Raw genomic sequence first — 12,108 nt, forward strand, 5'->3', positions numbered from 1 at the left:
CGTTCGAACGATTCAATGCTTCGAGCGCCGGCTGCAGGGTTAGAAACCCACCACCCGCCCGATGTGGACGTCGTGCGCCGGGTCTGTAATGGCAACCTGGAAACGGGAGCGCCCGTCCGGCCACCGATATCCGCTCAAAGGATCACCCGTTGTGCAGAATTGGGCGGCTAAGCCCGCCGGTCAGGTTTTCCAACGATGAATGAGGCTCTCGATGTGATTCGTCACTAGAAGCGCGTATTTTTGAGCAATACATCACCCTCCACCGCGCGGGGATAGTGGGAAGCCACTTCGAATGATGGCAACAGGTCAAGAATAGCTTGCAGGGACAACTGCCCTTCGTAGAGCTCGCGGTCGCTATATTCCGTGTAGACGAAGCGCGTGTTGCCCAAGGTCTGCATGCCGCCAGCGATGACATCGGCTTCGGCTCCCTGGACATCCATCCAGATGAGATCGATCGTATTCAGCTTAGCTTCGCTGCACCAATCGTCCAGCCGCCGCGTTTCAACCGAGACAGGGCGATCGAACCGAACCCAATCATACTCAGTAAGATGGTTCTTCGGGCGGCGTATTGAGCCGGAGAGGTCCCATTCCTTCGCATCACCGTCTGCATTGCTTGGATGGAAGTCGATCATCCCGTTTCGATCACTGATCGCGATTTCAAGCAGCTTCACCCCATAGAGGGATGGGCCCAGCTTCTTCTTGAAGCGCGCGATCGCTCTGGGGTCCGGTTCAAAGCAGTAGAGCTGAGCTTGCGGGCAGAGGCTGAGAAACTGTTGCGTATCGGTCCCGTCATTGCAGCCGATATCCAGGATGACGGGATTCGGCTTCTGAAGAAGTGAAACAATGTCCTGGTGTACTTCGACAGACGACACAGGTGCTTTTCCCATTTGGCGCGGAGATCGGATGAATTTCGTCTTTGACGCCGCAATCACACGCCGGACGCGCCGGCACAACGTATATCAATGTATATGATTCATATACGCGTTGGTCCCCTTGATCCATGACAGCGATTTGGAGGCCATCAACATCAAAAGGGACGCCTGTCGGACCGGGGCCTGCAGCGACTGCCCTGCAATGCAAATTGCCGCTCGATCTGGGGAGACGCGCCAACTGCGAGCTAGATTGTCGTCTCCGGTCCGCCTTTCGGAGCGGCAGAAAGATCGGCTTCGTACGAATGTCAGTCGTCGATTATTCTCCCCAAAGCGTGCCCGCCATACTGATCTGTCGTGCGCAGGAATAGCCAATCACCTCGGTCGCGGTTGCGGCAGGCAAGATGTGCCCAGCCGACTGACCGCTGCCATCCCAGATTCGCTGACGCAATGTGTGAACCACTCAGTGTAATCACCTGTTCTTCGGAATACCGTACGAGGTCAAGGAACCGACGCATGCGTTGCTGCGCGCAAGTAAAACACTGCACGGCGGTCGTCGCGGATCTCTTCGACTTCTGGCAGCACACTTTGCCGCGGATCTCCGGCAAATCAAAGCTGGCCGAGGCGATCCGCTATGCCGTCTCTCGGCGCGCCATCTTCCAACGCTTCTCCCCGGTGGCCGCATTGAGCTCGTCTCCACCACCGTCGAACGCGCCATCAGCTACAACAATTCGAGAATCTCTTCGCGGGCAGCGACGGCGGCGACAAACCTTGGCAGCCATTCGGCAACCTGCCGCAAACGACGTAAATGAACAATGTCGATCCATTCGCGCAAGTTCAGATACTTCAGCGTATTACCAACGGCTTACCTTGGAACGAAATCGAAGCGCTTATGCCATGGGACCACGCCCTCTGACGACCTCAGCTTGCCGCTGGCGTAGTTCACCTCGAGATTTCACATGCCTTATGGTTGAGTTCGCGCACGCTCTCCCGATGCTTGCCACGTCGGTCATCAGGCGTGGATCGTTGTTGAGCTGCCGATCTTGCTCCATCACCGACCGTGGTATACACTGTCGAACGTCGATCATCAGGGTCAGTTTGAGAGGATAAGCTCTCCACGATTCCGCCGAATTTTCCGATAAGCCATCATCTGCAACTTTAGGGCTCGCCGGTTTACGTCTGCCACAAGCGCGCATAAACGCTTTCAGCCAGCAGATCAGGATGTCTGCCCTCCGCAACGATCCGGCCCCTGTCTAAGAGGACGATCTTGTCGGCACCACAGATGGTGCTGAGTCGGTGAGAGATGACCACGATAGTCTTGCCGTCCCGACGCAAATCCTCAAGGAGCCGGTGCACGGTGGCTTCGGCAACAGAATCGAGGGAGGAGGTCGGCTCGTCCAAGATTAGGATTTCCGGATCCCGATATAGAACTCGTGCTAACGAAAGGCGCTGCTTCTCGCCACCAGACAACTTTACGCCATTTTCGCCCAGGTAGGCTTGGAAACCTCCGGGCCAATGCTCGATTGCCTCCCGCAGCCCAGTTTGATCGCAGATTTTCATAATCCTATCGATCTCAGGTTCGCATTCACCAAGTGCGATGTTCTCGATCACGGAGCCCGAGAATACGTCCGCTGATTGGGGTACCGCACCGACAATCCTGCGCAGGGATCCCTTCGAAACGTCCTTGAGATCATAGGAACCGATCCGGATGCGTCCTCCCTCAATCGGATAAATATTCTGTAGCAGCGCAGCAAGGGAGCTCTTGCCGGAGCCGCTTTCCCCCACCACTGCGGTTATCTCCCCTTTGCGGAACGTGACGCTCAGATCTTGAAAGAGCTTTGGCTGGGCGCCATGGCGAAACGTAACATTCTCCAGGCTGATATCACCAAGCCCCGATTTTGTGAGATCAGCGGTGCCGTCAGGTGCCGGCTCTAGGTCCAAGATCTCGAACAGGCGATCCGCCGCAACAAAGGCGTCCTGCACGATTCTGTTAGTTTGGATCAGGTCGGCGAGTGGTCGGTTGATATAGCCGAGCAGTGCATAGCAGGAAAGCAACTCACCTGGAGTGACGGTCCGGTCCAGAACAAGCGTCGTGCCAAACCACATTAGCAGGATTATAACGAGAGTTGAGAGGAAGCTACAGGCATTATCTCCGGCGATTGAGACGAGACCGACGCTGTAGGCCGACTGCAGCGTCTTGACGAAGCGGGTCTCCATCTTGAGGCAGGCACCGCGCTCGATGCCGAATGCCTTGATCGTAGAAACAGCTCTGAGCGATTCCACCAGTTGCGCCGCGAGATCGGCGGCACTCTCCATCATCGCACACTGTCGTTTTCTGTTCAGCCTGTTGATCGTCCCATATAACAAGGCGTAAAACGGGACCGAGATGGCCACGACAAGGGCGATCTTCCACGAGTAGAGGAACATCAGCGCGAGCGAGAACAGTATCACGAGAATGTTGACGAACATCGTGATCGAGAGCTCGTTAAGGAAGCTCCTGATTTTCACCGCATCGTTCATCCGGGAGACGATTTCTCCAACGCGCATACTGTCGAAGAACTTTTGAGGTAAGCTTAGGATGTGATTGTAGTAACTGAGGATCAAGCACACATCGATCTTCTGCCCTGTCGCCAACACGATCCGGCTTCGAAGCAGATTGATTAAGGTCTGAAGCACTAGGATCAGCAACATCGCGACGCCCAAGAGGTTGAGCACGTTGCGATTGCCTGATGTCACAACCTGATCGACGATCTTCTGGACGTAAATGGCCATTGAAAGACCGAGGATCGTGGTTACCAGCGCGCCGACGAGCGCCTGGGTCAACGCCGCTCTGTGTGGCGCAAGCAGTCGCGCGAAGCGGACAATGGTAGAGGTGGTCTCATCGCGACGCTTGAAGGTCTCTGCCGGAACCAGCAGCACCAGGACGCCAGTCCATTGCACCTGGAACTCTTCATGCGATAGCTTTCGGATTTCTCCGAACGCCGGGTCCATGACGGTGACCCACCGCGCGTCGATCGCCACGACGACCACGAAGTGGTGCAGCACATCCTTGACGGTCATATGCGCAATAGCGGGCTTTGGTATCCTGTACAAGCTGTCGAAGTCGCCTTTGACCCCCTTCGCAATGAAGCCCAACTTTTGAGCGGCATGCAAAAGACCCGACACCGTGGTGCCGGAGCGGTCGGTCGAGGCATACTGGCGGATTCGAGACAATGGCAACTTGCAGCCGTAGTGGGCTGCAACTGAAGCAAGACTGACGGCCCCACAATCCGTCATATCGCGCTGCTTAAACTTGACGATCTGACTCGGCACGGTGGTTCACTGACTTTTAAAAGGTAGGTATTTAGCTAGCGGCCAAGAGCGGGTTGAGCCAATCGTCCATCTCACTGTAGATGAGTTGCAGGCGAGTGCGCTCGGCGACGACAAATCGGACTCGTACAGTCATGCCTTTCTTCAGATGGCCGATAGTCCACTTTTGAGTGCAAGGTAACTGCGAGAGAGCACGCAGCGCACCTTGAAGACCAGATTCTTATCTAGCAGGACGAAATCCTGTGTGACGTTCAGCACTGTCGCGTCGCGCCCTCCCCATTGATTGGAATTGAAAGCATCGACCTGGAGGCGCGCCGTCTGGCCTTGCCGCACAAACCCGGTGTCTTTAGGAGAAACGTAAATATCTGCACCAGTTCGCCTTCCCGCGATATCCAACACACGGTTTGCGACGCCTGGACGTAGCTGCCGGGCGAGAGACCGGAGAATTGCTCGAGGTCGCCGGAGGCGGGTGCGCGAACGCCGGTCAGGTCGCGCTCGCTCTGAGGTCGATGTAACCTGGCGTTCAGCTCCTGAAGGCGAAGGTTAGTGTCGACCGGCTGCTGACTCCATTCGGCGAATTTGCTCCGTGGGAGGATCTCGCCTTTCAACTCAAGCCTCTGCAGAGCCAACGTCTTGTCCTCAACTGCCTTGGCGCGCGCTGCAGCAGCGTAGCGGAGGCGCTTTGCCCTTTCGAGATCCACCGCGCCATTGCTGCGGGCATGTTGGTTCTCCCGGTGGATAAAACGTACCGCTCGGCCTTGGCGGACTCGGTCCGGAGTCGGACGGGAGGGTCGAACTGCGTGCCTGGAGGTCACTGGCACGATCGCGCTTCAGACGGATTGCGTTCGCCAACGCACCGACTTCCTCCTCAATGAACTTTTCGTCGAGAACCAGAAGTTCCTGGCCGCGCACAACCCGATCGTCGTGGAGAGCAAGGACACGAGAAATGCACGCGGAAAGCGGCGCAATCAGAGGAGTCTTCTCAATTATGGAACGAATAGTACCGGCACCTTGAAGAGAGAGCGTTATAATGACGGCCGGCAGCGAAGCCAAACCGGCAACGACGGACAGCACAATGAGCTAGTAGATCGCCAAAGATCGTCCTGATCCTCGGGCCAAGATGCTCACAGCAGTGCGACCAGCCATTACCGGAGCAAGCAACGCATCACTCATAGTGGCATGAGTTGATGCGATTGGCTGGTGCAAAACACTGGGCGACATTCAGCGGCCCGATCCAGCTCTCCAAACCAAAGGACGGCTAGTAGCTCATTAGCTGCCAAGCAGCCACGACTGCGAACATGCTCGCAACAACTACTGCAGATAGACAGAGCTCACCCCTCTCGAACTCGCCGCTACTTCGTCAGCATCGATTTCGGCCACATTGTAAGATGCCGTATTGAATTTCATTTTTTGGTCTCCTCTCGAATGGGGGGACGCTGGTAACGCAAGTCGGCAGATTCTGGGGCGCCAGAGAGATTAACCGTCTTTGAGATCGCCAGCCGCCCGCATTGTGTCTGCCCAGAGCGACGGACTCTTACCGAGGCAAGTCGAACGGTATATTCGCGCCATAGCTACGGCGCGAAAGCGTTTCGTTCCGCAGCGAAGTTTACAAATGAGCCTGAGGCGAGCCGGCCTGCATCTGTTCACCGCGCCGGCTCGCCAGCTACTTCTCACGCAAGCTGCTTAATCGTCGCAGACTACTGTCGGGACCAACACACCAGTGTAAGGATCTGGCACCCACTCGATCCAGCAACCGGAGCCCCCAGCAGCGCATGCTTCTTCGTAGGTCAGTTCAGTCACTCCATAAGCTGGTAAATCCATTCTTTTTCCTTTTGCATAGGACGGCGGGTCAACAACTGCTGCCGCCAACGTACGGGCTTCAAGTTTCGTGCCAGCCGCTTAGGACAGCGGTAAAGTGTGCGTGTGTTTTGTTTATAGGCCTGAGTGAAAAGTGCGGCAGATGGCTCGGACAATAGGTCGCAACACGACTAGTCAGTCCCGAACACAACAAATGGGAAGAAGACGGCGATCATCCGAATTGGGCGAGCCGGGCTGCTAGAACTGCGGAAGCGAATTTCCATCAGCACCTCATCATGGCTGACAAAGCTCGAACGTGCACAAGCGCAACCAAGATCCGACACCGACGAGAGGATCCGGCGCATGCGGTTTGGCCGCCAGCCTTACCAAGCGCGCAGAAGCGCGACTCGGTCGAACGTGTGGTCGGCGACCGCGGCGGATTGCCGTGCCGATGACGCGTGACTCCATGCGCCTTCCTCATGCCCCGGTCTGCTGTGTTCGTACCGCAGCGCCCAATGGCCTGATAGGTCGGAGCCGATCAATTCTTAAACGCCCCGCGCTCGAGATAGTTGGTACAATTGCTATTATGCGCGAGGATCTCATATTGCTCGGGTCCGCTCTTCGCTGAATCTTGTGCGCCCCTCGTTTCCCGTCGCCGGCTCCAGACGCTGCCGTCAGACGAAGCAATCATGTGCAGGCCGGCCAGCGCCGTCGAAATACGCGACGCTTCGATCGGTGTAAGGGCCGTGAGGAACCCTGGGTTCAACCGCGTGTTTCGGCGAAACGCAATGTCACTTCCGCAACAGCTTGGCGGCCATGTATCTAAGGGCGTCTGCTTCCGGACAAAGACACGCGCAGACCAGCCAACGGATCAGCAGAACTGCAGGCATAGATCGTTCAGCTGATTTTTGGCCTGACTCTTGCTGTAATTTGGTTTGTCACAATGTGGCTATCACCAACTTGAGCTCAGGAAACCGGTATGAATTTTCGTCCGCTTCACGACCGCGTCGTGGTCATGCGCATCCAGGCCGATAAGAATACCGCTTGCGGCGTTATCATTCCCGACACAGCCAAGGAAAAGCTGCAGGCATGGATCGTTCAGCTCATTATTGGCCTGACCTTTGCTATAATTGGGCTTGTCACAATGTGACTATCTCCAACTTGTTCAAAACGCTCAGGAGTCTTGTATGAATTTCCGTCCGCTTCACGACCGCGTCGTGGTCAAGCGCATCGACGCCGATGAGAAGACCGCTGGTGGCATTATCATTCCCGACACAGCCAAGGAAAAACCCTCGCAGGGCGAAGTCATTGCAATTGGCCCAGGCGGCCGCGATGAGACTGGCAAGCTGATTCCGATCGACATCGAGGTCGGGGACCGTGTGCTGTTCGGCAAATGGTCGGGTACCGAAGTCAAGATCAATAGCGAGGAGCTGTTGATCATGAAGGAGAGCGACATCATGGGCGTTCTCACAGATGTGTTTTCCAACAAGAAAGCCGCCTAACCCAGCGCTCGCACAGCTCACTACCTGAAGAGCGCCCACCTAGGCGCGCTGAAGGGTGATAAAATAAGAACTGAGGGAATTCTTAATGTCAGCCAAAGAAGTCAAATTCGGAGTAGACGCGCGGGACCGTATGCTGCGCGGCGTCGACATCCTCGCCAATGCCGTGCAGGTCACGCTCGGTCCGAAGGGCCGTAACGTCGTGCTCGACAAGTCGTTCGGCGCGCCTCGCATCACCAAGGACGGCGTTGCCGTCGCCAAGGACATCGAACTCGACGACAAGTTCGAGAACATGGGCGCCCAGATGGTGCGCGAAGTCGCTTCGAAGGCGGCGGATGCTGCCGGCGACGGCACCACCACTGCGACCGTCCTGGCCGCCGCGATAGTCCGCGAAGGCGTGAAGTCGGTTGCCGCCGGTATGAACCCGATGGACCTGAAACGCGGTATCGACCTCGCGGTCGAAGCCGTCGTTGCGGACCTCCAGAAGAACTCCAAGAAGGTCACCTCGAACGAGGAGATTGCCCAGGTCGGCACCATTTCGGCCAACGGCGACCAGGAGATCGGCAAGTTCCTCGCCGACGCCGTGAAGAAGGTCGGCAACGAAGGCGTGATCACGGTCGAAGAGGCCAAGTCGCTCGAGACCGAACTCGACGTCGTCGAGGGCATGCAGTTCGACCGCGGCTACATCTCGCCCTACTTCGTGACCAACGCCGATAAGATGCGCGTCGAGATGGATGACGCCTACATTCTCATCAACGAGAAGAAGCTCTCCTCGCTGAACGAGCTGCTGCCGCTGCTCGAGGCCGTCGTGCAGAGTGGTAAGCCGCTGGTCATCGTCGCCGAGGACGTCGAAGGCGAAGCCCTCGCGACCCTCGTCGTTAACCGTCTGCGCGGCGGCCTCAAGGTTGCGGCCGTCAAGGCTCCGGGCTTCGGCGATCGCCGCAAGGCCATGCTGCAGGACGTCGCGATCCTGACCGGCGGCCAGGCGATCTCGGAAGATCTCGGCATCAAGCTCGAGAACGTCACGCTCAACATGCTCGGTCGCGCCAAGAAGGTGATGATCGACAAGGAGAACACCACGATCGTCAACGGCGCCGGCAAGAAGGCCGACATCGAGGCGCGCGTGGCGCAGATCAAGGCGCAGATCGACGAGACCACCTCGGACTACGACCGTGAGAAGCTCCAGGAGCGTCTCGCCAAGCTCGCGGGCGGCGTCGCGGTGATCCGCGTCGGCGGCGCGACCGAGGTCGAGGTGAAGGAGCGCAAGGATCGCGTTGATGACGCGATGCATGCGACCCGCGCGGCCGTGGAAGAAGGCATCGTCCCGGGCGGCGGCGTCGCCCTGCTCCGTGCCTCCGAGCAGCTCAAGGGCCTGCGCACCAAGAACGACGACCAGAAGACCGGCGTCGAGATCGTGCGCAAGGCGCTGTCCTGGCCGGCCCGCCAGATCGCGATCAACGCCGGTGAAGACGGTTCGATCGTGGTCGGCAAAGTCCTGGACAACGAGCAGTACTCTTATGGCTTCGATGCGCAGACAGGCGAGTATAGCAACCTTGTCTCCAAGGGCATCATTGACCCGACCAAGGTCGTGCGCATCGCGGTCCAGAACGCCTCCTCGGTTGCCGCTCTCCTGATCACGACGGAAGCGATGGTTGCCGAGCTGCCGAAGAAGGCCGCGGCTGGTCCAGCAATGCCTCCAGGCGCCGGTATGGGCGGTATGGACTTCTGATCTACTCTGCCAAAGTGTCGATGACCATGCAAAACCCTGGCGGGAATGCCAGGGTTTTGCTTCGGCGGGCTTGCAACATAACCCTAGCAAGCCGCTGTGTGTCAGAAGGTTGCGTAATCGATGCTGTTGCGCATACGGTCGGGCAGATCACGGGGAATGACTTTCTTGAGGATGCAGCGGGACCGAACCTTGGACTACCCAGAACGACTCGGAACGTGCTAGCGGGCTGGCTGCGCCACGTGGGTTTGCCGTAAAAATGGCGAGTTGTTGCCGATTGCTCTCTAGGGGCTTTATTGTTGTAGTGTTTGCGTCCAATATCTCCACGACGCCGCTGCCGAAGGCTCGTACTGCTAGATGCGGATCGGCTTCTTGGAGTTCTCTCCAGTGTCGGCACGCATTTTCATTTATTCCTTTCGCAGAGCAGCAGGCCACGTCGTAACTGTCATCAGCCGCAGGCCGGCCGAGAAGAACATCAGGAAAGCCACAGTTCTGATCGATCGCGACTTCACCATTGGTCACACGAACTCTCGTCTGTTTGGTGCTTTCGTCTTTCGTCGAACATCGGGGCCGATGCATCTATGGTAGCATCTACGAGCCCGGCCATCGGAGCGTAGACGAAAGAGGTTTTCGGAGGGACGTGCTGGCGCTGGTGAAGGAGCTCGGCCCGCCCGTCGTTCGATATCCTGGCGGCACGGTTACAATTGGGAGGATGGCGTTGGACCACTAGAGACGAGGCCGGCGCGCCTCGACTTGGCTGGTTGAGCACCGACCCGACAGCTTCGGCACCAATGAATTCATGGACTGGCGCAGGGCCGCCGATGTCGCGTCGATGATTGCCCTCAATCTGGGGACCCGCCGCGGCGATGCCGCTCGCAATTTGGTCGAACACTGCAACCATCCTGGAGAAGCTGTGTGGTCGGAGCTTCGCCGCAAGCACGGCTGGCGGGCGCCTCATGGGATCAAGCTGTGGTGCCTCGGCAATGAGATGGATGGGCCGTCGCAGATAGGGCAAAGGAGCGCCGCTGCCTACGGGGCAGTTGCAAGAGAGGCGGTCTAGATGATGCGGCGGGTGGACGCTACCATCGAACTTGCGGTGTGCGGTTCATCGTTGCGCAACATACCTAGTTTTGGCCAATGGGAAGAAACGAACGTGCGCCTCCGATAGGCCCGACAAGACTTATCTTGATGAGAGTCCACGCAGCGGTCGCAATAAGTCGAAGTCCCGCAGAACGTGCTTATACTGCGCTTACATCCACACTATACCAATGTGTAACCGAGATAGCCGCGGGGATGAATTGGCATGAAGCGCGACCGGGTTCATTGTGGGCCTTATGGCTATGTATACTCAGGTTTATGCCCAATTCCGGGAGGCGCAGGAACGCACGGCCGAACGCCGTGCAGCTGCACTATACTCCAATTTGATCGCTGACCTCAGTCAGCTAAATTTCGCCGACGCGGATGACCGCCGAGCATTCCCTCCAACCCTACACAGCATATTGGCAAGGCATGGACTGTTCGGGCTCACCACACCAGGAGAGCACGGCGGATTAGCTCTTCCCCTAGAGGAGGCCATCAACCTCATCTCTGCCACTGCATCCTTCGATGTCTCCGCTGCCTCTACCCTCGTCATCCATAACTTCCTGGCCTTGCCCTGCATCCAAGCGGCACCGCACATCCCGGAACAAAACCATATCATTTGGGGTGCGACACGCGGCGATCTCTGCGCTTTCGCTTTGACGGAGCCCGGAGCTGGCTCGGCCCCGAGGCACATAGAGGCTTCGGCCCTCATGCGCGAAGATAAAGTTCGTATCTCTGGCCGCAAGATCTGGATCGGCCTCGCTGACTGGGCTCGCTGGATCGTTTGCTTTGCGCGCGCGTCTGGACCCGATGCGAAAGGTCGGCTCGTTGGTGTACTCGTTGACAGGCAGGCTCCAGGCCTCAAGGTCACGCACGAGCATCGCACACTGGGTCTGCGTGGCATCATTCAGAATACCCTGGAGTTCCACGATGTTGAGGTGCCGCGTTCTTACGTGCTCTCTCGCGATCAAGACGGCTGGGGCGCTGCCTCATCTAGCATGAACCGCGGCCGTATCGGTGTGGCTGCTATGGGTCTTGGAGCCCTTGAGCGCGCTATCCAGGTCGCAGCCTCTTATGCAAGCCATCGCCGACTCGGTAAACTGCGCATGATCGAGAACAGCTACATCGAGCAGTTATTTGGACAGATGGTGCTGCGGCGGGAAGTCGTGAAGGCGATGCTGGCCGCATCATGCCAACTTGTTTCAGCGCAGGGCGCGCCAAACGTCCACCTTGCGTCGGCAACGAAGGTTTTGTCCTCGGAGTGGTGCGGCCTTGTCGCTGATCAATGCGTCCAGCTGTTAGGTGGCCGTGGTTACGACGAGGGAGCGCCTTTAGCCAAAATCTATCGAGACGCTCGCATCCTTCGCATCTTCGAAGGTCCGACTGAGGCGCTCCTATCGCATCTCGGTCGCTGCCTCCTCTCTAAAGCCACGCGTGACGAAATAGCCGATCTCTTTCGATCAGTTGGAGCGGCATCAGTCCATGGTGCTGCAATTGAGGAGCTCTCTGGGCTCAATGAGACAGACGGTGCCGTGCTGATCTATGCGGGTTGGCTCACCACATTGGGGCTGGCAAAAGCTGTCATGTCTGCTGGCTGCTTCTCTGCCTCAGATTGCGCCGCAGCGGCGGCTGACCTCGTCAGTTCCGAACTTGCAACTCTCCGTACTCGCGCGCCGGCCCGGCAATCTGTCGAAGTCCGCAATTGGGCTAGTCGGACTCTCACCACCTTCCTTGAAGACGCGGCCTGTTCGATTCGCTCACCTGTCCTCACGGACGATTACCTTAGATTGGTGCAGTATGTCTGACATCTGGCCGATGCCGGACGTCT

Annotated in this window: 8 protein-coding genes and 2 pseudogenes; 6 read left to right on the forward strand and 4 right to left on the reverse strand. The window is 57.7% G+C overall.

Going from position 1 to position 12,108, the window contains the following annotated elements; genetic code table 11:
• Positions 1–224: 224 nt before the first annotated feature.
• Positions 225–872: an FkbM family methyltransferase gene (locus tag E4K65_RS34900; RefSeq protein WP_135177992.1), complete on the reverse strand. Its 648-nt coding sequence runs from the start codon at positions 870–872 to the stop codon at positions 225–227.
• A gap of 493 nt (positions 873–1,365) precedes the next feature.
• On the opposite strand from E4K65_RS34900, the pseudogene E4K65_RS48965 reads away from it, so the two are divergent.
• A pseudogene (locus E4K65_RS48965) lies at positions 1,366–1,785 on the forward strand (IS66 family transposase); the annotation flags it as partial.
• Positions 1,786–2,042: 257 nt separating this feature from the next.
• Here E4K65_RS48965 and E4K65_RS34910 read toward each other — a convergent pair.
• The 3 genes from E4K65_RS34910 to E4K65_RS48970 all read right to left on the reverse strand — a co-directional run bounded on the left by E4K65_RS34910 (position 2,043) and on the right by E4K65_RS48970 (position 4,879).
• Positions 2,043–4,145 carry a peptidase domain-containing ABC transporter gene (locus E4K65_RS34910; RefSeq protein ID WP_430649047.1) on the reverse strand — a complete coding sequence of 701 codons (2,103 nt, stop codon included), beginning with the start codon at positions 4,143–4,145 and terminating at the stop codon, positions 2,043–2,045.
• A gap of 177 nt (positions 4,146–4,322) precedes the next feature.
• Complete coding sequence (locus E4K65_RS50225; protein WP_488226130.1) at positions 4,323–4,511, reverse strand: hypothetical protein; 189 nt, start codon at positions 4,509–4,511, stop codon at positions 4,323–4,325.
• Positions 4,430–4,879: a hypothetical protein gene (locus E4K65_RS48970; protein ID WP_235885842.1), complete on the reverse strand. Its 450-nt coding sequence runs from the start codon at positions 4,877–4,879 to the stop codon at positions 4,430–4,432. Before E4K65_RS48970 ends, E4K65_RS50225 begins: the two co-directional genes overlap by 82 nt.
• A gap of 2,075 nt (positions 4,880–6,954) precedes the next feature.
• Between E4K65_RS48970 and E4K65_RS48975 the strand changes: the two are divergent.
• From E4K65_RS48975 to E4K65_RS34935, 5 genes and pseudogenes are all read left to right on the forward strand, one after another.
• Positions 6,955–7,062 (forward strand): annotated as a pseudogene (locus tag E4K65_RS48975) (co-chaperone GroES); the annotation flags it as partial.
• Positions 7,063–7,162: 100 nt separating this feature from the next.
• Positions 7,163–7,477, forward strand: a complete 315-nt coding sequence (locus E4K65_RS34925) for a co-chaperone GroES (protein WP_135177994.1) — start codon at positions 7,163–7,165, stop codon at positions 7,475–7,477.
• A gap of 85 nt (positions 7,478–7,562) precedes the next feature.
• Positions 7,563–9,203: a chaperonin GroEL gene (gene groL / locus E4K65_RS34930; RefSeq protein WP_135177995.1), complete on the forward strand. Its 1,641-nt coding sequence runs from the start codon at positions 7,563–7,565 to the stop codon at positions 9,201–9,203.
• A gap of 754 nt (positions 9,204–9,957) precedes the next feature.
• Positions 9,958–10,260: a hypothetical protein gene (locus E4K65_RS50230; RefSeq protein WP_488226131.1), complete on the forward strand. Its 303-nt coding sequence runs from the start codon at positions 9,958–9,960 to the stop codon at positions 10,258–10,260.
• 280 nt (positions 10,261–10,540) lie between these two features.
• On the forward strand, positions 10,541–12,085 hold the full coding sequence (locus tag E4K65_RS34935) for an acyl-CoA dehydrogenase family protein (protein WP_167771402.1): 1,545 nt from the start codon (positions 10,541–10,543) through the stop codon (positions 12,083–12,085).
• Positions 12,086–12,108 lie beyond the last annotated feature (23 nt).

Source organism: Bradyrhizobium niftali (genome assembly GCF_004571025.1).
In the GTDB taxonomy this organism is placed as follows: domain Bacteria; phylum Pseudomonadota; class Alphaproteobacteria; order Rhizobiales; family Xanthobacteraceae; genus Bradyrhizobium; species Bradyrhizobium niftali.